Consider the following 19,929-nt stretch of genomic DNA (forward strand, 5'->3'; position numbering starts at 1 on the left):
TCTTTTCCTCCCGCTATAAATCATGCCAAAACAAACCATGTCCGATCACCACCATCCTTTACCCGCTTCGCAAAAACCAGTCTTGCGTTTTGCGCCCAGTCCAAATGGCTATCTTCATCTCGGCCATGCCCTTTCGGCACTGATCAATGCCGATATGGCTGAGGCGACCGGTGGCCGGCTGCTGTTGCGGATCGAGGATATCGATGTCGACCGCTGCACGCCCGAATTCGAGGCGGCGATCTATGAGGATCTCGCCTGGCTTGGCGTGACATGGGAACATCAGGTGCGCCGCCAGTCAGAACATATCAACGCCTATCGTTCTGCCTTGGCAAAGCTTCAGGCCATGGATCTGGTCTATCCGGCCTTTCTCAGCCGCGCCGAGATCAAGCAGCAGGCGCAGGCCGCAGAGGCGCAAGGCAAGGTCTGGCCCCGCGACCCGGATGGTGCCTGGCATTATCCGGCAGGCGAACGGCAGATGGACCGGCATTTGGCGCAGCAACGGATCGACCGGGGTGAGCGCCACAGCCTGCGCCTGGATACCGGCAAAGCACTGTCCATGATTGGCGCCGACCTGCATTGGGAGGAAAGAACCGGCGACACGGTGCAGCAGATCACCGCCGATCTGGCCACCTGGGGCGATGTCATTCTCTGGCGATGGGATGCGCCGTCCAGCTACCACCTGTCGGTGGTGGTCGATGATGCCATCCAGGGCGTGACCCATGTGGTACGCGGCGAGGATCTCTATCACGCCACCGCCGTCCACCGCCTGTTGCAAAGCCTGCTTGGCCTGCCCGCACCGGCCTATACGCACCATCGGCTGATGATGGGCGAGGACGGGCGCAAACTATCGAAAAGCCTGCAATCGGCAGGGCTCCGGCATTTGCGCGCAGAGGGCCTATCACCCCTCGACATCCGTAGGCTGGTGGGGATTGCGATCTGACATTCGCCGTGATCGCGTACGCGGCCTGGAAAACTTCATCAATGCCGCGTTGAATTCCGCGCCGATCAGGAACAGCACGCCCAGCATGTAGAGAAATATGATCACCACCATAACCGAGGCCAGACCGGCATAGGTGGCGGCATAATTGGCAAAGGTGGCGAGATAGGCGGCAAAGGCCAGCGCACCCAGCAGCCAGAGCAGCAATGTCAGGCAGATGCCGGGCAGAACATCAATCAGACGCCGCCGGTCCGCCGGGAGCCACAGATGTGAAATCGTCAGGCCGACTGCCAGCAGGATTAGAGTGCCAAGCACGCTCCAATTCGATACCAGCGCCAGGAAATCCTTCAAAAGCGGAAATTGCCGCTCGGCAAAGCGCAGCGCAATTGGCACAGCGATCAGCAGCACGCTAATGACAGCGAAGGCGGCAACCCCCATGATGACGAAACCGAGACTGATAAGCCGGGTAATATACCAGGGCCGGGTTTCCGTGACCCGATAGGCACGGTTCAGCGCCGTGCGCAGCGCCTCCACTCCGTTTGAGGCAAAATAGGCCGCTGCCAGCACCGAAATGGTCAGTAGCCCGCCGCGCGGAATGGTCAGCACCTGCACCACCTGCTCGGAAATCGGCTTGGCAATTTCCTCTGGCCACGTATCGAAAATAAAATGGATGGCTGTTGGTGCAAAGGTATTGGCACCGAGAAGACCGGCAAGCGCCGTGCCGAAGATCAGGAACGGAAACACCGCCAGCAAGATCGACAGCGCCACATGGCTCGCCATCGCCCAACCATCATCCTCGGTGAAATGCCAGACCGCATCAAAGGCCACCTTGTAAAGCCTGCCCAGATAGGACCGCATTCCGTCTCCCGTTCATTTATTTCATGACTGCGTGCCAAGCGGCCTGCCACAATTGCCTATATGGTTCGAATATGGGAGACCCTATCGTATTTGTAAGAGGAAAATCTCATATGGCCGCACAGAAAAGCATTATCGTCACCGGCTGCTCCTCCGGCATTGGAGCCTACTGCGCCCGCGCCCTGAAGCAGGATGGCTGGCGGGTGTTTGCCACCGTGCGCAAGGCCGAAGACTTAAAAGCCCTTGAGGATGACGGTCTTGAAGCGCTGCTGATGGATTACCGCGACACGGCAAGCATCGCGGTCCTCACGGAGACCGTGTTATCGCGCACCGGCGGGCGGTTGGACGCCCTGTTCAACAATGGCGCCTATGGACAGGCAGGTGCGGTCGAAGATCTGCCAACGGAGGCGCTTCGTGAACAGTTCGAGACCAATGTCTTCGGCTGGCACGACCTGACACGGCGGATCGTGCCGGTGATGCGCGCGCAAGGGTCGGGCCGTATCGTGCAATGCTCGTCTATTCTCGGCCTCATTCCCTATCGCTGGCGCGGCGCCTATACGGCGTCCAAATTTGCGCTGGAGGGCCTGTCGCTCACCCTGCGCATGGAGCTGGACGGCAGCGGCGTCATGGTCAGCCTAATCGAGCCGGGTCCGATAGAAAGCCGTTTTACCGCCAATTGCCTTGAGGCCATCAAACGCAATATCGACGTGGAAAATTCGGTCCATGCCGCAGATTACCGGCGTCAATTGGCCCGCCTTGACGGCACCGGACCGAAAAACCGCCACAAGCTTGGACCGGATGCCGTGTATAAAGTGCTGCAACACGCCTTGACCGCGAAGCGTCCACGGCCACATTATCTGGTCACGAAGCCGGCAAAACAGGGCGTCGCACTCAAACGGCTGATGCCGTCCGATCTCTTCTATCGGCTGATGCGGGCGCTGGATTGATCGGATAGGTATTCATAATAAGGTCAGCGGCGCATCATGTCCTCATTCACCACCATTCTGGCCATTATCGTCATGGGGCTTGTCGCGCTGGTCCTGGTGCGCGGGCTGTTCAACATGATGAAGGGCGGTGATGCCAACCGTTCCAACAAGCTGATGCAGATGCGTGTGCTGCTTCAGGCCATTGCCGTGGTGTTGATCATGTTGACATTGTGGATCACCGGCGGCGGCCGTTAGGTCTGTCAGGCTCCACTGTTCCTAGCCGTCTATCCAAAAATCGCCGCTGGCCAGCAGCAATTCTTGAGCAGGCTGTCAGGCAAACTTTCATAATGCGGGTACCACCCGCTTTCTCAAGACGAATGGTTCCATGGTAAAACTCAATAAAATCTATACCCGCACCGGCGATGACGGCACCACGGCGCTGGTCTGCGGCCCGCGCCGCTTCAAGCACGATCTGCGTGTCGATGCCTATGGCACGATCGATGAGGCCAACAGCGCCATCGGTGTTGCCCGACTGTACACGGCAGGCGATGAGGTGCTGGACGCCATGCTGTTTCGCATCCAGAACGACCTTTTCGATCTTGGTGCTGATCTGGCCACGCCCGATACCGGCGAAAAACTGGAATGGGAGCCCCTGCGCGTCGTCCAGAGCCAGGTGGACAGGATCGAACAGGAAATCGATGCGCTGAACGCCCATCTCGAACCGCTGAAATCCTTTGTCTTGCCCGCAGGCTCACCAGCCTCCGCCAATCTGCATCTGGCCCGCACCATCGCAAGACGCGCCGAGCGTATCATGGTCGACCTGATGCAAATCCCCGGCGAGGCCGTTTCTGCACCGGCGCTGAAATATGTCAATCGGCTGTCGGATTTCCTGTTCGTCGCCGCCCGCTATGCCAATGAGATCGGCAAGGCCGATGTTTTGTGGGTGCCGGGGAAAAACCGGTAGCGACAGCATCGCGCAGCAAACCGATTTTGGTTGGATGAAAGGCAATATTTGACGTGAACGTAAAAGTTAGGTAATTCTGGCCTCGGAGCATCAGTCTGCGGGAGGAGCATCGCAAGAATGAATGGCACCGTTGTCATGGAGGAAAAAATGCGTATCCATGTCGCCAATTGACAATCTCCGACGTGCAAAATGCCGCAGTCTGGCGTTTGCCTGAAAACGGAACATTGATGTTTCGACTGGCAGATAAACTGGGCTGTCGCATCTAAAAGAGAGTGGAAACGCGGCTGCATCATTCCCTAAATCATCGCTGATCTACGGAATGATGCAGGAATAAAGCAATTGCGGCACCGCATGTCATCATGCGCAAGGCCCACAAGAACGTGAAGCAAGGAAGGACCCCATGAAGATTCTCGTGCCCGTCAAGCGCGTCGTCGATTATAACGTCAAGATCCGCGTCAAGCCGGATGGCTCCGGCGTCGAGCTTGCCAATGTGAAGATGTCGATGAACCCGTTCGACGAAATTTCCGTTGAGGAAGCGCTGCGCCTGAAAGAAGCGGGCAAGGCAGAGGAAGTGGTCGTGGTCTCTATCGGCCCAGCCAAGGCGGAAGAAACCCTGCGCACGGCGCTGGCCATGGGAGCGGATCGCGCCATTCTGGTGGAAACCGAGGATGCCGTCGAGCCGCTGGCCGTCGCCAAGATCCTCAAGGGCATCGTCGAGGCCGAGGCCCCGGGCCTGGTCATCGTCGGCAAGCAGGCAATTGATGATGACAGCAACCAGACGGGCCAGATGCTCGCGGCCCTCTTGGGCTGGGCGCAGGCCACCTTTGCTTCCAAGCTGGAGATCGGCGAAGGGTCGGCCAATGTCACCCGCGAAGTCGATGGCGGCTTGCAGACCATTGCCGTCAAATTGCCAGCCGTGGTTACCACCGACCTGCGCCTGAACGAGCCGCGCTATGCCTCGCTGCCGAATATCATGAAGGCCAAGAAGAAGCCGCTCGACAAGAAGACGCCTGCTGATTTCGGTGTCGATACCACACCGCGTCTCAAGGTGCTGAAAACCGAGGAGCCGGGTGGCCGCAAGGCGGGCATCAAGGTCAAGTCGGTGGCCGAACTGGTCGACAAGCTTAAAAACGAAGCCGGCGTGCTTTGATTTCGGATTGGGAGATATAGAAAAATGGCCATTCTTCTTCTGGCAGATCACGATAACGCAACCATTTCCGAACAGACCGCCAAGACCCTGACGGCAGCAGCCAAGATTGGCGACGATATCCATGTTCTCGTCGCAGGTGCGGGTGCTAAATCCGCCGCAGATGCCGCCGCCAAATTGTCCGGCGTCTCGAAAGTGCTGCTGGCCGACAGCGCCGAGCTTGGCAACCAGCTGGCCGAACCGCTGGCAGCCTTGATCGTGTCGCTGGCACCCGCCTACGATACGATCATCACCGCCGCCACGTCCGTTGGCAAGAATGTCGCGCCGCGGGTCGCAGCCCTGCTTGATGTCGCCCAGATCTCGGAAATCATCGAAGTGATCTCCGCCGACACCTTCAAGCGGCCGATCTATGCCGGCAATGCCATCCAGACGGTTCAGTCGAGCGATACCAAGAAGGTCATCACCGTGCGCACCGCCTCCTTTGCTGCCGCTGCTGCCGATGGCTCGGCTGCGGTCGAGGCCGTGGCAGCGGTTGCCAATCCTGGCCTGTCCAGCTTCGTCTCGGATGCACTGTCGTCGTCGGAGCGCCCGGAACTGACCTCCGCCAAGATCATTATCTCGGGCGGGCGGGCGCTTGGCTCCTCGGAGAAGTTCAAGGAAGTCATTCTACCGCTGGCCGACAAGCTGGGGGCCGCCGTCGGTGCCTCGCGCGCCGCCGTCGATGCAGGCTATGCGCCGAACGACTGGCAGGTTGGCCAGACCGGCAAGGTCGTCGCACCGCAGCTCTACATCGCCTGCGGCATTTCCGGTGCGATCCAGCATCTCGCCGGCATGAAGGACAGCAAGGTAATCGTCGCCATCAACAAGGACGAGGAAGCCCCGATCTTCCAGGTCGCCGATTATGGCCTGGTCGCCGACCTGTTCGACGCCCTGCCGGAATTTGAAAAGGCGCTTTGATCGCGCCTTGATCAACGAAATCTAGACAAGGAAAAGGCCGCATCTCCGCGGCCTTTTTGCTTTTCAGGGATTACTCTGGAAAGTAGAGAGTGCTCAGAACTCTTCCCAATTATTACCACCGCTTGGGGCAGGTGTGCCGCCGCCAGTCTTCAACCCAGCTGCCAGCTTGCCCATCAAGGCGCGGGCGGGCGAAGCAGAAGGACGACTGCTGGCCGGATCGGCTGGCCTGACGGCCTGACGGGCATTGGGGGCAGACGGACGCTGCGAAGCCGCAGGACGATAGGAAGAGGCTGCCGGGTTGGGAACGATCTCACCATCCATCACCCTGAACTGCGACACCAGATTGGACAGCGCCGCGGCATCGCTGGTCAGACGCGACATATCGGAATTGGTACGGTCGGCCATCTGCGAATTCTGCTGGGTCGTTTCCTCCATCTGGCGGATCGCCGTGGAAATTTCCCGCACGCTTTCCGATTGTTCGCCGACAGCCGTGGCGATGAACGAGATTTCCTCGTTGATATGCACGACCTGACCGGCAATATCGCCCAGCGCGTCGCCGGTATTGCGCACCAACCCGACACCGCTTTTCACCGCCTCGCCGGACTTGCTGATCAGTTCCTTGATTTCCTTGGCGGCACCGGCGGAACGCTGCGCCAATTCACGAACTTCCTGGGCGACGACTGCAAAGCCCTTGCCTGCTTCGCCCGCACGGGCCGCTTCCACACCTGCGTTCAACGCCAGGAGATTGGTCTGGAAGGCAATCTCATCAATCACATTGATGATCTGCGAAATCGCCAGCGACGCTTCTTCGATCCGTCCCATGGCGTCGATTGCAGACCCGACAATTGCTCCTGAGCGTTCTGTTGACGTCTTGGCATCTGCCACCATGCGTCTCGCATTTTCGGCCCGCTCCGTGGAGGTGCGGATGGCCTCCATGATCTGGTTGATCACGGCGGATGTCTGCTCAATGGCCGCTGCCTGCTGCTCGGAGCGCCGCGACAGGTCGTGTGTTGCCGCGACCATTCCCGTCGCGGTGCCATTGATCGAACCTGTACTGCCGGACAGTTGGCGCACTGTCGAGGCCAGCCGCCGGATCGAATCGTTGAAGTCGGTGCGAAGCCGGTCAAGGCCTTCCATGAACGGCGTCTCGATAGTGGTCGTCAAGTCCCCGGCAGCAAGCCGTTGCAGACCGGCACCGAGAATATCGACGGCCTGCTGAAGCCGTGCCGTTTCCTCGTTGCGGGCAGCTTCACGGGCCAGACGCTCGGCCTCCGATGTCTGCCGATCCTGTTCGGCGGCGGATTGCAGCCGTGTTTTCTCGATGGCCGCGTCGCGGAAGATCGCCACGGACCGTACCATATCGCCGATTTCATCGGCCCGGTTCTCACCGACAAGCGTCACGCCGGTATCGCCATCGGCGAGCCGCTTCATGCTGTCGACCAGTTGGTTGATAGGCCCGGTCAGCGAGCGGGAAAACAGAACCGCGCCAGTGATCGCCAGAACCAGCAGACCGGCGGCAATCAGCAGCACAATATTGCGCAGCTGCGCGACATTGGCCAGTGCCTCATTTTCGCTCATCAGCGCGACGACAGCCCAGTTATGACCGGCAAAAGACAGGGGAATGGCCGCCGCATAGCTCACCATATTGCGATAGCCATCGATCTGACCGCTCGCCTTGGCACCCTTCAAAACATCGGCCAGCATCGGTGCGGCAACCTTGGTGACGAGAGAATCCTTTTCACCTGTTAGCGCGGAATCATTGACCATCACGCTATTGGAATCGAGGAGAATGGTCTCACCTGTATCGCCAAGCCCTGTGCGGTTGGAAAACATCGCGGTCAGCCGTTCCGAGGGAATGGCAACAACCAGCACGCCCATCTTGATGTCGCCCATGAACAGCGGCATCGACAGGAAGGCCACAGACTGACGCGACGGACCATACAGGGTGAAATCGGACAGCGCATAGAATTGCCGGTCGTCGCTCTTTGCGACCTGGGCATAGGCCTGGGCCAAAGGACCGTCTTTCAGCATGGGATCGGCGATATTGCCGGCATATTCATCGTTTTTCTGCACCGAATAGACGATATTGCCCTTCGGATCGATCAGGAACACATCCGCATAGCCGTATTGCTGCAAAGCCATGCGCAGCAACGGATGGAATTTGGCATGGTTGCTGTCATAGGTATCGATACGGGCCGACTCCAACTGCAATCGCTGCCCGGCCGGATTGGGATTCTGAGTGATGTAGCGATCTACCAGCGCTTCGCGCGGCTTTTCGCCCAGATAGCGCCAGTCCGCCTTGAACTTGTAAAGGGCCTCACCCGTCGTGGCGACGCTGGAAAAAGCCCGCAGATTGGTGACCAGATTTTCGAAATAAAGCCTGGCCTCGTTGCGGCGACCGTCAGCCGTCGCCTCCAGCTTCTGCATCACTTCTTTTTTGACCAGGGTGGAGCTTTGAATCAAAGTGGCCCAACTGGCTGCTCCGATCGACAGAATCGTGATCAAACAGACAAACAATGGCAACTTACGCGCAATGCGCATGCGATTTCTCCCCCTGGTGCATCGATCCAAACGGTGGCTTCTGCCAAGTTTGAAAAATCGATGCATAAAAAATGTGAGCGTGTGACAGCATGAACGAAGTGAATGCGTCAGAGCGCCATAGTCATCCTTATGGCGTTACCTGAAAAAGCCCCGCCACCCTTTCGGTGACTTTAATCGTTGCGGCTTAAAATAACCCTAAAGCGCTGGGGATAGCGCTGGTTGCTCCGCCAACAAGAGCGGGACAATCCCGGGGCTGAAGCCACGCGGCGACAGGAATAAAGCAACGGGCTGCGATCAGGGCTGGAAAACAGCGATACATGGCTTTATCACTGTCGACCATGACACGCCGGATGAGCCGTAGGCACAATCTGCGCGCGCCACGGTTTGCAAGGCTTAAGGCCCGGCAGCGAGATGGGAAACGGGCGCTTTTGCAGCCCGAAGGCAGGGATGGGAGACGTGATGATCAAGAATGTTGGAATTGTCGGCGCGGGACAGATGGGCTGCGGCATTGCCTATGTCTCGTCGCTTTCCGGTTACGATGTCACGCTTTACGACCTGAGCAAGGAACGGATTGAAGCCGGGCTTGCCACCATCAACGGCAACATGGCCCGCCAGGTTGCCAATGGCAAGATGGAGGATAGCGAGCGCAAGGCAGCACTTGCCCGCATTTCCGGCGTCACCGACGTGCAGGATCTGGCCCAGGTGGATCTGGTGATTGAGGCCGCCACCGAGGATGAAAGCGTCAAGCGCAAGATTTTCGGCCAGATCTGCCCGGTGCTGAAGCCCGAAGCGCTGCTGGCCACCAATACGTCTTCGCTGTCCATCACCCGGCTTGCAGCATCCACGGATCGCCCTGAACGTTTCATGGGCATCCATTTCATGAACCCGGTGCCGGTGATGAAACTGGTGGAGCTGGTGCGCGGCATTGCCACGGGTGAAAAGACCTTCGAGACCGCCAAGGACTTCGTGCGGTCGCTGGACAAGACCATTACCGTCGCCGAAGATTTTCCCGCCTTCATCGTCAACCGCATCCTGCTGCCGATGATCAACGAGGCGATCTACACGCTCTATGAAGGCGTCGGGTCGGTCGAGGCCATCGATACGGCCATGAAGCTCGGCGCCAATCATCCGATGGGACCGTTGCAGCTCGCCGATTTCATCGGTCTCGATACCTGCCTGTCGATCATGCAGGTTCTGCATGATGGCCTGGCTGACAGCAAATATCGCCCCTGCCCTCTGCTGGTCAAATATGTGGAAGCGGGATGGCTTGGCCGCAAGTCCGGCCGAGGCTTCTACGATTACCGCGGCGAAATTCCGGTTCCGACGCGGTAAATCCACGGGCATTTAGCTCAGCGGCTTCATCACCGCGTTTTGATAGGCGGGGCGGCTTTTCAGCCGCTCATACCATGCGGCGAGATGCGGGTGATCCGGACGGTCAATCGGCATTTCAAACCAGGCATAGATGAAGCATCCAAGCGGAATATCGCCAACACCGAATGTCTCGCCGGACAGATAATCCTGTTTGGCCAACACCGTATCGACGACAGAAAGATGCCCGGCCACAACCTTGGCCGCCGCTTCGATTTCGCCATATCGCGGTCTGCTGCCGGTGTTCTGATCATACCCCAGAACACATCCCGGAAGGGTGTGGCAATGGTCGATGTCACCCAGTCCATCCACTTTTCCGCCTGGGCGCGGGCGACCGGATCAACCGGATTGAACCCAGCATCACCATACCGAGCCGCGAGATACCGGAGAATAGTGTTGGATTCCCACAGCACCACATCGCCGTCTTCCAGAACAGGCACCAGCCCGTTGGGGTTCATGACACGAAACGCGGGATCGTTGACGACGCCGAATGCGCCGCCTGCGTCTATCCTCTGATAAACAAGATCCAACTCTTCAACGACCCATAAGATCTTCTTGACGTTGGTCGAATTTGCCCGACCCCAGATTTTCAACATGTCACTCGCCTTTTCCATATCACTGGCCTTTTCAAAGAGACATTATTTTATCGATCAGGGTTTTGGCATCCTCGCTGTCCCATACGGCAGGACCATTCATGGAGCCGAGCAGGCATCCCTTGCCATCGATCACCAGCGTCACCGGCAGGCCGAACGCCAGGCCCTGCTTTTTCAGCGCATTGAAGACGCCCATGGAGCTGTCGCGGTAAAAGCCGAGATGATCGATGCCGTTGTCGCTAAGAAAGGCTTTCGGCTTTTCGTCGCTGCCGCTGTCGATATTGATCGCCACAACCTCGAATGTCTCGCCGCCCTTGGCCTGTTGCAGGCGATTGAGGGCGGGCATTTCCTCCCGGCACGGCAGGCACCAGGTCGCCCAGAGGTTGACCAGTAGCGGCTTGCCCTTAAAATCCTGGAGGCTCTTTTCGACGCCGTTGGCATCCTTGAAGCTGAGGCCGGTAATGGGGCGCGGCGGATTGGCCGCCACCACAGCCGCAACCTGGCCCTTGATCAGCGGGTCAAGCGTCTTGATCGCCTGTGCTGCCGTCTCACACCCTTGGGCGGCAGCGATTTCAGAGCCATTGCCAGACCCCGTCTCCTTCACGTATACCGCAACCGCGCCGGCCAACACACCGGCAATCGCCGCAAACGCAATCAGCTTGGCGGAAGGAAGTCCCAGCGGTCTTTTTTTCGTCATCGACGTCTCCAGGATCTATTGAGCATGGCCGAGGACACCAAAGACACGACATCCTCCAACCAGATGTGGGGCGGCCGCTTTGCCTCCGGCCCGGCGGCCATCATGGAGGAGATAAACGCCTCAATCGGTTTCGACAAGAAGCTCTATGCCCAGGATATCCGCGGTTCGATTGCCCACGCCACCATGTTGGCTCATCAAGGCATTATTTCCGGCGAAGACAAAGACAAGATCGTCACCGGTCTGAACACGATTTTGTCAGAGATCGAAGCGGGACAATTCACCTTCTCCCGCAAGCTTGAAGACATTCACATGAATATCGAGGCGCGTCTGGCCGACCTGATTGGTCCCGCCGCCGGTCGCCTGCACACCGCCCGCTCGCGCAATGACCAGGTGGCGCTGGATTTTCGCCTCTGGGTCAAGGAAGAGCTGCAAAAAGCCGAAAGCCTGCTGACAGACCTGATCGCCGCCTTTCTCGACCGTGCCGAGGAACATGCCGAGACGGTCATGCCCGGCTTTACCCATTTGCAGACCGCGCAGCCGGTCACCTTCGGGCATCACTGCATGGCCTATGTGGAAATGTTTGGCCGGGACCGCCAGCGGGTGCGCCACGCCATCGAACATCTGGATGAAAGCCCAATCGGCGCGGCTGCCCTTGCCGGCACCGGCTATACCATCGACCGCCACATGACCGCAAAGGCGCTCGGTTTTCGCGAGCCGACCCGCAATTCCATCGATACCGTGTCGGACCGCGATTTCGCGCTGGAATTCCTGTCGATTGCCGCCATTTCGGCGGTGCATCTGTCGCGTTTGGCAGAAGAAATCGTCATCTGGTCAACACCGCAATTCGGCTTTATCCGGCTCTCGGATGCCTTTTCGACCGGCTCATCAATCATGCCGCAGAAGAAGAACCCGGACGCCGCCGAACTGGTGCGCGCCAAGACGGGCCGGATAAACGGCTCGCTGATTGCACTTTTGACCATTATGAAGGGCCTGCCGCTCGCCTATTCCAAGGACATGCAGGAAGACAAGGAACAGGTCTTCGACGCTGCCGAGAGCCTGGAACTGGCGCTGGCCGCCATGACCGGGATGATCCGCGACATGACTGTGCGGGCAGACCGGATGAAGGCCGCAGCCGGTTCCGGCTTTTCCACGGCCACCGATCTGGCTGACTGGCTGGTGCGCGAGGCAGGGCTTCCCTTCCGCGACGCCCATCATGTCACGGGCCGGGTTGTCGCCCTGGCGGAGGAAAAAGGCTGCGATCTTGCCGATCTGCCGCTTGAGGACTTGCAAGCCATTCATACCGCCATCACCGCCGATATCTATTCGGTCCTGACGGTGGAAGCCTCGGTTGCCAGCCGCAAAAGCTATGGCGGCACGGCACCGGACGAGGTGCGCAAGCAGATCAAATGGTGGCGTAGCCGTAACTGATCGCCAAACCCGATCGATCCATCACAAAAATCGGGATGCATAGAGCCCGATTTTTGGCTAGACATAGGCCCACCACCACGTTGGACAGGATATTATGGCTGTTTCCTATCAAAGACTGATGATTTCTGCCGCCCTGCTCGGTGCCGCCAGCATTCTGGTCACCGGCTGCGGCCGCAAGGGCGATCTGGACAGGCCTAGCACGCCGGTTGCCCAGCAGAACAAGGCGGACGCGCCAACCCAGGCCAAGGCGCCGGAGAAGAAATTCTTCCTCGATCCGCTTCTGTGATAGGCGCACCGTGAACCATTTCCAGTATCGCGACGGCATTCTCCATGCCGAGGATGTGTCCGTTCCAGAGATCGCCAAGGCGGTCGGCACCCCCTTCTATTGCTACTCCACAGCAACGCTGGAGCGCCACTACCGGGTGTTTTCCGCGGCCTTCGACGGCGTCGAGTCCATGGTTTGCTACGCGGTCAAAGCCAATTCCAACCAGGCGGTGCTGAAAACCCTTGGGCAATTGGGAGCGGGCGTCGATGTGGTCTCCGAAGGCGAATTGCGCCGGGCGCTGGCAGCTGGCATTCCCCCCAACCGCATCCTGTTTTCCGGCGTCGGCAAGACCCCGTCGGAAATGGATCTTGGGTTGGAGGTCGGGATTTACTGTTTCAATGTCGAATCCGAACCGGAACTGGACGTCCTCAATCAAAGAGCGCTGAAAGCCGGTAAAACGGCGCATGTCTCCTTCCGCATCAACCCCGATGTTGATGCTGGCACCCATGCGAAGATTTCCACCGGTCGGAAAGAAAACAAATTCGGCATTTCCTATGAACGCGCTCGCGCCGTCTATGCCCGCGCCGCCAGCCTGGAAGGTATCAAGGTCACCGGTATCGACATGCATATCGGCAGCCAGATCACCGATCTCCAGCCGTTTGCCGAGGCCTTCAAGCTGTTACGCGACCTGGTGACCACGCTGCGGGCCGAAGGCCATGTCATCGACCACGTCGATGTCGGCGGTGGACTTGGCATTCCCTACAAAGACGACAACAATCCGCCGCCCGACCCGGCGGCCTACGCCGCAATCGTCAAGCAGCAATTGGCTTCACTCGACTGCCGGATCGTCGCCGAGCCGGGCCGGCTGATCGTCGGCAATGCCGGTATTCTCGTGACCGAAGTGATCTATGTGAAGGACGGCGGCAACAAGACTTTCGTCATCGTCGATGCCGCCATGAACGACCTGATCCGCCCGACGCTCTATGACGCCCATCACGAGCTTCGTCCGGTGCTGCTGTCTGCGGCCAGCGCCCCGCGCATCCGCGCCGATGTGGTCGGGCCGGTCTGCGAGACCGGCGATTATCTGGCGCTCGACCGCGAAATGAGCATGCCAAGGCCCGGCGACCTGATCGCCATCGGCTCGGCAGGGGCTTATGGCGCTGTTCAATCGAGCACGTATAATACGAGACGACTGGTGCCCGAAGTGCTCGTCAAGGGCGACCAATTCCACGTGGTCCGGCCAAGGCCGAGCTATGATGACATGATCCGGTTGGACAGCCTGCCCGATTGGCTGGCATCCTGAGCAGGCTGTCTTTTCAGGAGATAGCGTTCACAATTTAGCCGGATGGCTGAAAAAACCACCCCTGTACCGGGCCTGCCCCTCGTCTTCGCCACAAACAATGCTATCCTAACATGTCAACGCTGTCGTAAACCGTATGAGTTGCGATACGCAGTATAAGCGTTGAGATGACAGGAAACCGGAGACTGCCCATGACCGCTTCCGGCACGAAAAAGAGCCAAGGTGCTCTAAACAGCGATCAAAAGCTGGCCCGCAGGCTGGCCGTGAACCGCTGGACGGCAAGGCTCGTGCTGTTTTGTGAGCGGTTACTACCCCTGCTGCTGCTTCCAGCCTCGATTGCCGCCATTTTCCTGTCGCTGGCTTGGCTCGGCTTTTTTCGCGAGGCACCCAGCTATCTGCGCTGGCCGCTGGTTTTCCTGTTGGTTTTCGGCTTTCTCGCCTTGCTTTTGCCCATGGCCCGTCTGCGCTGGCCGCACATTGGCGAAGCGGACCGGCTACTGGAAGAACGCAATCATCTGCCGCATCAACCCATCGGTGTGCAGGGTGAGGAACCGGCCTTCGACACGCCTTTTGCCCGCGCCCTCTGGCATGAGCACCAACGGCGCATGGCGACCCGGATCGCCACGCTCGATGCCGGACGGCCAAAGCCTGATATCGCCCGCTTTGACCGCTTCGGCCTGCGCGCCTTGCCCGCTCTTCTTTTGGCGGTGGCCTTTGCCTATTCCGGCTCGAATGGCGCTGGCCGTCTCACCGATGCCTTTCTGCTGCAAGACAGGGACGACAACGCCCCTACCCTGCGCATCGATGCCTGGATTACCCCGCCGGGCTATACGGGCCGCCCCCCTGTTTTCCTCACAGGACGCAATGGCGATGGCACCCAGGATATCGCCGTTCCCACCCAATCAGTGGTCACTGTTCGGTTGACCGGCAGCACCGGAGACGAACAGGCAGACTTCAAACCGGCATCTGGGGCAGCGGCAGTCGCTTTCCAAGCGGTCAAGGCCGACCAGGAAAACACGCCCGGCTCCTCGCCTGCCGTCTCGTCAGCCACACCAACACCAGCTCAGACTGACAACAACGCCCGTACGCTAACCCTGACATTGGGTGAAAGCGGCACGCTGGAACTCGGCACCCGGCAATGGCCGCTGAAGGTCATTCCCGACCATGGCCCAACCATCGCCTTTGACGGCATTCCGAAACGTGCGGTCAACGGAGCGCTGGAAATCGGCTTTACCGCCCGCGACGATTATGGCCTGCTGGAAGCGCGCGCCGAAATCGTCCCTGTGGATGCCGACCCGCAGGCCAGCCCGCTCTATCCCCTGCCTGAGTTCAAGCTGGACCTGCCGAGCCGCAATGCCCGCGACATCAAAAGCATGTCGAGCCGCAACCTCACCGAACATCCGCTGGCTGGAAAGAAGGTCCGCATCACCTTGATTGCCAAGGACGGATTGGGCCAGGAGGGACGCAGCCCAGCCCATGAGATGATCCTGCCCGGCCGCAATTTTTCCGAACCGCTGGCCGCCGCCGTGGCCGAACAGCGTCAGGTCTTTGCGCTGGACACGCGGCGGATGCCCCGCGCCGTAGCGCTCAACGAAGCACTGACGCTGCGCGCCGATGAAACCATTCCGCAGCTTTCCCATTACCTGCTGATTTCCTCGGCCCATGCCCGTATGCAGATGGCCAGCACGACCGAAGCCTTGAAGGACACGGCGGATTATCTCTGGGAAATCGCGCTCGGCATCGACGATGGCGATGTGTCACTGGCGGAACGCAAGCTGAGCGAAGCGCAGCAAAAGCTGTCGGAGGCACTGGAACGCAATGCGCCCGATGCCGAGATCAAAAAGCTGATGGACGAGGTCCGTCAGGCAATGCAGGACTATATGAAGGCTCTTGCAGAGCGCCAGCAGCCGCAAAACGGCCAGCAGAACCAGCAGAGCGCCCAGAAAATGCTGACCCAGCGCGATCTGGAAAACATGATGAACCAGATCGAGAACCTGGCCCGTTCCGGCAACAAGGATGCCGCCCGCCAGATGTTGCAGGAGATGCAACGGATGATGAACAATCTCCAGGCCGGACGTCCACAGCGCTCCAATCCGCAGCAGCAACAGCAGACCAGCGAAGCGCGCAAGCAGATCGACAAGCTCGGCCAGATCATGCAGGACCAGCAGAAGCTGATGGACCAGACTTTCAAACTGGATCAGGAATTACAGAGCCGGTCACAGATGGGCGATGACCTTCAGCCGGAAGACGGTGACGGCATGAGCCAGGACAATCCTCAGGCTGAACCAACGCCCGATGGCGATCAAAACCAGCAACAGGGCCAAAACCCGGACCAGAACCAGAATAAAGACAGCGCCGGAAAAAATCCCTCATCACCGGATCAGATGACCGCCGAGCAATTGCGGGAAGCGCTCAAACAATTGCGCCAGCAGCAGGATGCGCTTGGCAAGCAGTTGAAGGGCGTCCAGGACGGACTTGGCAAGCTTGGTATCAAACCAGGAGAAAATTTCGGCCAGGCAGGCCGGGAAATGCAAGGCGCGGGCGAAGCACTCGGCAAAAGCCAGGGTGACCGGGCGGTGCAGGGCCAGGGCCGGGCGTTGGAAGCCCTGCGCCAAGGGGCGCGTGATATGATGAACCAGATGATGCAGGCCATGCAGCAAGGCCAGGGGCAAGGTCAGGGCCAGGGGCAAGGCATGGCGGAAGGCAATCAGGGCGGTCGCGACCCGCTGGGGCGGCCACGGTCAACCACCGGGCCGGATTTTGGCGAACGGGTCAAAGTCCCCGACGAAATCGACGTGCAGCGCGCCCGCGAAATCCTTGATGCGATCCGCAACAAGCTGGGCAATAATGCAAGCCCCGAAGTAGAGCGCCGCTATCTGGAACGGTTGCTGGACATGTAATGGAAGGGCGAGGAGGGGCGCTCGCGCCCTTCAAGTCCATCAAAACAAATGACCGGATGGACCTGCAATCCGTTCCAGGCGAACGTCGCGAGACCAACCGAATACCGTCAGGCTGTCAAAGCCTGTGCAACGGCCTTGCGGATATCGGGAAGCGCAAAGGGCTTTGGCACGACATCAATGATTTTTTCGAGCAGGTCGTCGGCCCGTTCGCGCTGTTCGGCATAGCCGGTCATCAGCAGAATTTTCAGGCCCGGAAAATCCGAATGGGCGCGATGCGCCAGTTCGATACCGTCCATGACCGGCATGCGGATATCCGACAGCAGCAGATCGAAATTGCTGGTAGCCAGCATTTCGAGACCCTCGGCGCCGTCTGCCGCCTCATGGGTTTCATGTCCGTCGAGCCGCAACGCCCGGGCAACGAAGGACCGCAGGGCATCCTCGTCTTCGGTAATCAGTATCTTGGCCATATCGCATTCCCATCTTGAAGCCTGCCACATCACCATTCGACCAAACGCGATCAACGGTTGTCATCATGCGGCATGTTGTACCAGGGCATGAGGATGCTCACGCATCCCCGCCGCTACAGCGCCCTCCCCGAATCATAGAGGATGGGTGGCGCTGTCATTACTGAAGCAAATCACCAGTTTTTCCTTTGCGAGAGGTAAACAACCGGCAGCCAAGACGAGAGGATGGTTAATAGTTTCTACCTGTTGAGCGCGGCCACGTCCCGCTTCAGGACGTCCGCCGCAATAAGGCATTCACACCGTAAACATTTGTAATAAATATCTTTTATCTCAGATTATGACGCTGCATCGCCGGTAACAACACCGACAAATGGCAATTCTCGGAAAGCGTGAGCGACATCCATGCCGTAACCGACAACAAAATAATCCGGGCATTCGAAACCGACATAATCGGCCTCGCACACTTCCTTGCGCTTGACCTTCTTGTCGAGCAGCACGGCAATGCTGACATTGGCAGCACCGCGTTCATACATCAACGTGCGGGCAAACAGCAGGGTCCGTCCCGATTCCAGGATGTCGTCGATCAGCAAAACATTGCGGCCACGGACATCGCTGTCGATATCCTTGAGGATCTTGACCCCCTGCGACACGGTGCCGGTGCCGTAGCTGGACAGGGTGATGAATTCCACCTCCGGCGCAATGCCGACATGATGCAGCGCCCGGATCAGATCAGCGGCGAAAATAAACGAGCCTTTCAAGATCGAAATCACCAGAAGATCCTCGGAAGGACCATCGACAATCGCCTTGGCGATCTCGATATTGCGGGCGGCGATCTGTTCGGCTGTGAACAAAGGTTCGATATTTTTTCCGCGAACGACAGGCATGGAGTCTCCAGGATTTCGCTGCCGATCTTCAGGCGACAGGGTTTTCTTTCACCCTGCCGATAGCACAATCAGGATTGCGAGGCATCCTTAGGTGCAAAGGAAAGCTTGAGTTCCGGTTTTTTTCCACCGGGATGGCGCAGCCGGGCCGCAATGCCACGGCTATGGCCGACACCGATTTCCGGTGCGGGCGGGGTAATCAGCGTGGAGGCAATGAGGCGACCCTCCGAATAGAGATCCGCCCTTATATCCGGCAGAGCCTGCGTCGTCGCGGCATGATTCTCAACAATCGCGTTGACCAGCAGGACCGGCATGCCGCCAGCAGTTTGCGGGGTCAGGCTGACATGGGTTATGTCGAGCGGGTTTCTGGCCGGGACCGCCTCCGTGCCGCCAATCAGGCAAAAGCCACCGGCGCTGAAAAACATCAGCACGGCAAGGGCTGCAATCAACGAGGTGAAAGACCGTTCCGATAGCTGCCCAAGGCGATTTTCCAACCGGACGACATGCCCGACAACATGATTGACGATAGAATGCAGCACGCCCTGCGGTGCTGGCGCCTGTGGCCGGTATGGGGTCTTCATTTCCGCCTGGATTCGGCTGCGAAGCGCGCCGACGGGATCACCGACCGTGACAAATTTCGCATCGCTTACATCTTCCGCCAGCCGGAAGCCGGGACGCGGCATGGGCCGATAGGGCCGCTCGGGCGGCAGGAGATCGATATCGGGTTCGACATATTTAGGCCGAAAACGGAATGCGTTCATGGAACCCTCGCCAGAGCAAGTCCGGATATCGGAAAATGTGACCCCGATCCCGGCTTGATTTAAACAGATGAAGCACCCTTGATCGAAAGCTTCGCACCAGCCAGATGCGATAGAATACGAAGGGGCATTGAAACCTATCCTTTCAAGTCGTAAATTCGAATGGTTAATGATTTGTAAAAAATCGCCGGATTGGCGCCGTAACATCGCGGCGTTTACCAAATGGTAACCGGAACCGTTAAGAACTGAGCAGTCGTCAACAGGCTCAAGCCCGGGTTTATCCATTGATCCATTTCGAAAATGTCGGCCTGCGATATGGGATGGGGCCTGAAATCCTCCGCGACCTGACCTTTGACATCCCAAAGCGCTCCTTCCAGTTCCTGACCGGGCCGTCGGGGGCTGGCAAGACCACGCTTTTACGCCTGCTGTTCATGTCGCTGAAACCGACGCGTGGCCTGATTCGCAGTTTCGGTCGTGATATTACCCAGATTCCACGCGATGAATTGCCTTTGCTGCGCCGCCGGGTCGGCATCGTCTTCCAGGATTTCCAATTGCTCGACCACCTGACGACCTATGAAAATGTCGCATTGCCGCTGCGGGTTCGCGGCAAGGACGAGGCGAGCTATAAGCAGGATGTGCTGGAACTGTTGAAATGGGTGGGGCTGGGCGAGCGCATCAACGTGTTGCCGCCCATCCTGTCGGGCGGGGAAAAGCAGCGCGTTGCGATTGCCAGAGCCCTGATCGACCGGCCCGAAGTGCTGCTGGCCGACGAGCCGACCGGCAATGTCGATCCCCCCATGGCGCGCCGTCTGCTCAGCCTGTTTCTGGAGTTGAACCGGCTGGGCACCGCCGTGGTGATCGCCACCCATGACCTGACCCTGATGGATCAGGTCGATGCGCGGCGGATGATCCTGACTGAAGGGCGGCTCGATATTTATGAATGACCGC

The 19,929-nt window shown here is 58.8% G+C and carries 18 protein-coding genes and 1 pseudogene; 12 read left to right on the top strand and 7 right to left on the bottom strand.

The window, feature by feature from the left end; translation table 11 throughout:
- The first annotated feature begins 37 nt into the window (after positions 1 to 37).
- Positions 38 to 940 carry a tRNA glutamyl-Q(34) synthetase GluQRS gene (gene gluQRS / locus AVCG78_RS14130; RefSeq protein ID WP_071202875.1) on the top strand — a complete coding sequence of 301 codons (903 nt, stop codon included), beginning with the start codon at positions 38 to 40 and terminating at the stop codon, positions 938 to 940.
- Here the strand turns inward: gluQRS and AVCG78_RS14135 are convergent.
- The gene (locus AVCG78_RS14135) at positions 899 to 1,795 is read right to left on the bottom strand and encodes a YihY/virulence factor BrkB family protein (RefSeq protein ID WP_015917303.1); all 897 of its coding nucleotides are present in this window, start codon (positions 1,793 to 1,795) and stop codon (positions 899 to 901) included. The two genes, gluQRS and AVCG78_RS14135, sit on opposite strands and share 42 nt — an antisense overlap.
- A gap of 110 nt (positions 1,796 to 1,905) precedes the next feature.
- Here AVCG78_RS14135 and AVCG78_RS14140 point away from each other — a divergent pair, with 110 nt between their 5' ends.
- From AVCG78_RS14140 to AVCG78_RS14160, 5 genes are all read left to right on the top strand, one after another.
- Complete coding sequence (locus tag AVCG78_RS14140) at positions 1,906 to 2,739, top strand: SDR family oxidoreductase (RefSeq protein WP_071202877.1); 834 nt, start codon at positions 1,906 to 1,908, stop codon at positions 2,737 to 2,739.
- A gap of 36 nt (positions 2,740 to 2,775) precedes the next feature.
- Complete coding sequence (locus AVCG78_RS14145) at positions 2,776 to 2,973, top strand: twin transmembrane helix small protein (protein ID WP_015917305.1); 198 nt, start codon at positions 2,776 to 2,778, stop codon at positions 2,971 to 2,973.
- Positions 2,974 to 3,103: 130 nt separating this feature from the next.
- Positions 3,104 to 3,682, top strand: coding sequence for a cob(I)yrinic acid a,c-diamide adenosyltransferase (locus tag AVCG78_RS14150; protein ID WP_071202879.1), 579 nt, complete (start codon positions 3,104 to 3,106; stop codon positions 3,680 to 3,682).
- A 400-nt stretch (positions 3,683 to 4,082) separates the two neighbouring features.
- The gene (locus AVCG78_RS14155) at positions 4,083 to 4,832 is read left to right on the top strand and encodes an electron transfer flavoprotein subunit beta/FixA family protein (RefSeq protein WP_071202881.1); all 750 of its coding nucleotides are present in this window, start codon (positions 4,083 to 4,085) and stop codon (positions 4,830 to 4,832) included.
- Positions 4,833 to 4,856: 24 nt separating this feature from the next.
- Positions 4,857 to 5,786: an electron transfer flavoprotein subunit alpha/FixB family protein gene (locus AVCG78_RS14160; RefSeq protein WP_071202883.1), complete on the top strand. Its 930-nt coding sequence runs from the start codon at positions 4,857 to 4,859 to the stop codon at positions 5,784 to 5,786.
- A gap of 93 nt (positions 5,787 to 5,879) precedes the next feature.
- Here AVCG78_RS14160 and AVCG78_RS14165 read toward each other — a convergent pair whose 3' ends face one another.
- Positions 5,880 to 8,327, bottom strand: a complete 2,448-nt coding sequence (locus AVCG78_RS14165; RefSeq protein ID WP_174089720.1) for a methyl-accepting chemotaxis protein — start codon at positions 8,325 to 8,327, stop codon at positions 5,880 to 5,882.
- Positions 8,328 to 8,786: 459 nt separating this feature from the next.
- Between AVCG78_RS14165 and AVCG78_RS14170 the strand changes: the two genes are divergently transcribed.
- On the top strand, positions 8,787 to 9,659 hold the full coding sequence (locus AVCG78_RS14170; protein WP_071203225.1) for a 3-hydroxybutyryl-CoA dehydrogenase: 873 nt from the start codon (positions 8,787 to 8,789) through the stop codon (positions 9,657 to 9,659).
- Between the two features lie 12 nt (positions 9,660 to 9,671).
- Here AVCG78_RS14170 and AVCG78_RS14175 read toward each other — a convergent pair.
- Positions 9,672 to 10,291: pseudogene (locus AVCG78_RS14175) on the bottom strand (glutathione S-transferase family protein).
- Positions 10,292 to 10,322: 31 nt separating this feature from the next.
- Positions 10,323 to 10,985, bottom strand: a complete 663-nt coding sequence (gene tlpA, locus AVCG78_RS14180) for a thiol:disulfide interchange protein TlpA (protein ID WP_071202887.1) — start codon at positions 10,983 to 10,985, stop codon at positions 10,323 to 10,325.
- 24 nt (positions 10,986 to 11,009) lie between these two features.
- Between tlpA and argH the strand changes: the two genes are divergently transcribed.
- The 4 genes from argH (at position 11,010) to AVCG78_RS14200 (ending at position 16,878) form a co-directional block, all read left to right on the top strand.
- Complete coding sequence (argH, locus tag AVCG78_RS14185) at positions 11,010 to 12,413, top strand: argininosuccinate lyase (RefSeq protein WP_071202889.1); 1,404 nt, start codon at positions 11,010 to 11,012, stop codon at positions 12,411 to 12,413.
- 94 nt (positions 12,414 to 12,507) lie between these two features.
- The gene (gene lptM, locus AVCG78_RS14190; protein ID WP_071202892.1) at positions 12,508 to 12,699 is read left to right on the top strand and encodes an LPS translocon maturation chaperone LptM; all 192 of its coding nucleotides are present in this window, start codon (positions 12,508 to 12,510) and stop codon (positions 12,697 to 12,699) included.
- A gap of 10 nt (positions 12,700 to 12,709) precedes the next feature.
- Positions 12,710 to 13,981, top strand: coding sequence for a diaminopimelate decarboxylase (gene lysA, locus AVCG78_RS14195; RefSeq protein WP_071202894.1), 1,272 nt, complete (start codon positions 12,710 to 12,712; stop codon positions 13,979 to 13,981).
- A 188-nt stretch (positions 13,982 to 14,169) separates the two neighbouring features.
- Positions 14,170 to 16,878: a TIGR02302 family protein gene (locus AVCG78_RS14200; protein ID WP_071202896.1), complete on the top strand. Its 2,709-nt coding sequence runs from the start codon at positions 14,170 to 14,172 to the stop codon at positions 16,876 to 16,878.
- Positions 16,879 to 16,985: 107 nt separating this feature from the next.
- Here AVCG78_RS14200 and AVCG78_RS14205 read toward each other — a convergent pair whose 3' ends face one another.
- The 3 genes from AVCG78_RS14205 to AVCG78_RS14215 form a co-directional block, all read right to left on the bottom strand.
- Complete coding sequence (locus AVCG78_RS14205) at positions 16,986 to 17,345, bottom strand: response regulator (protein ID WP_015917316.1); 360 nt, start codon at positions 17,343 to 17,345, stop codon at positions 16,986 to 16,988.
- 332 nt (positions 17,346 to 17,677) lie between these two features.
- The gene (hpt, locus tag AVCG78_RS14210; RefSeq protein WP_015917317.1) at positions 17,678 to 18,226 is read right to left on the bottom strand and encodes a hypoxanthine phosphoribosyltransferase; all 549 of its coding nucleotides are present in this window, start codon (positions 18,224 to 18,226) and stop codon (positions 17,678 to 17,680) included.
- A 68-nt stretch (positions 18,227 to 18,294) separates the two neighbouring features.
- Positions 18,295 to 18,984, bottom strand: coding sequence for a hypothetical protein (locus AVCG78_RS14215; protein WP_071202898.1), 690 nt, complete (start codon positions 18,982 to 18,984; stop codon positions 18,295 to 18,297).
- Positions 18,985 to 19,265: 281 nt separating this feature from the next.
- On the opposite strand from AVCG78_RS14215, the gene ftsE reads away from it, so the two are divergent.
- Positions 19,266 to 19,925 (top strand): cell division ATP-binding protein FtsE, encoded by a 660-nt coding sequence (gene ftsE / locus AVCG78_RS14220; RefSeq protein WP_041697140.1) that lies wholly within the window; start codon positions 19,266 to 19,268, stop codon positions 19,923 to 19,925.
- The last annotated feature ends 4 nt before the right edge of the window (positions 19,926 to 19,929 follow it).

Origin of the sequence: Gillisella vitis, assembly GCF_021559775.1 — a bacterium.
GTDB classification, from domain to species: domain Bacteria; phylum Pseudomonadota; class Alphaproteobacteria; order Rhizobiales; family Rhizobiaceae; genus Allorhizobium; species Allorhizobium ampelinum.

What these genes read in the sequence shown, in the direction of transcription:
- AVCG78_RS14155 (WP_071202881.1), top strand. Translation starts at nt 4,083, where the DNA reads ATGAAGATTCTCGTGCCCGTCAAGCGCGTCGTCGATTATAACGTCAAG.
- AVCG78_RS14170 (WP_071203225.1), top strand. Translation starts at nt 8,787, where the DNA reads ATGATCAAGAATGTTGGAATTGTCGGCGCGGGACAGATGGGCTGCGGC.
- AVCG78_RS14145 (WP_015917305.1), top strand. Translation starts at nt 2,776, where the DNA reads ATGTCCTCATTCACCACCATTCTGGCCATTATCGTCATGGGGCTTGTC.
- hpt (WP_015917317.1), bottom strand. Translation starts at nt 18,226, where the DNA reads ATGCCTGTCGTTCGCGGAAAAAATATCGAACCTTTGTTCACAGCCGAA.
- gluQRS (WP_071202875.1), top strand. Translation starts at nt 38, where the DNA reads ATGTCCGATCACCACCATCCTTTACCCGCTTCGCAAAAACCAGTCTTG.
- AVCG78_RS14150 (WP_071202879.1), top strand. Translation starts at nt 3,104, where the DNA reads ATGGTAAAACTCAATAAAATCTATACCCGCACCGGCGATGACGGCACC.
- tlpA (WP_071202887.1), bottom strand. Translation starts at nt 10,985, where the DNA reads ATGACGAAAAAAAGACCGCTGGGACTTCCTTCCGCCAAGCTGATTGCG.
- argH (WP_071202889.1), top strand. Translation starts at nt 11,010, where the DNA reads ATGGCCGAGGACACCAAAGACACGACATCCTCCAACCAGATGTGGGGC.
- AVCG78_RS14200 (WP_071202896.1), top strand. Translation starts at nt 14,170, where the DNA reads ATGACCGCTTCCGGCACGAAAAAGAGCCAAGGTGCTCTAAACAGCGAT.
- AVCG78_RS14140 (WP_071202877.1), top strand. Translation starts at nt 1,906, where the DNA reads ATGGCCGCACAGAAAAGCATTATCGTCACCGGCTGCTCCTCCGGCATT.
- AVCG78_RS14215 (WP_071202898.1), bottom strand. Translation starts at nt 18,984, where the DNA reads ATGAACGCATTCCGTTTTCGGCCTAAATATGTCGAACCCGATATCGAT.
- AVCG78_RS14165 (WP_174089720.1), bottom strand. Translation starts at nt 8,327, where the DNA reads ATGCGCATTGCGCGTAAGTTGCCATTGTTTGTCTGTTTGATCACGATT.
- AVCG78_RS14160 (WP_071202883.1), top strand. Translation starts at nt 4,857, where the DNA reads ATGGCCATTCTTCTTCTGGCAGATCACGATAACGCAACCATTTCCGAA.
- AVCG78_RS14135 (WP_015917303.1), bottom strand. Translation starts at nt 1,795, where the DNA reads ATGCGGTCCTATCTGGGCAGGCTTTACAAGGTGGCCTTTGATGCGGTC.
- lptM (WP_071202892.1), top strand. Translation starts at nt 12,508, where the DNA reads ATGGCTGTTTCCTATCAAAGACTGATGATTTCTGCCGCCCTGCTCGGT.
- AVCG78_RS14205 (WP_015917316.1), bottom strand. Translation starts at nt 17,345, where the DNA reads ATGGCCAAGATACTGATTACCGAAGACGAGGATGCCCTGCGGTCCTTC.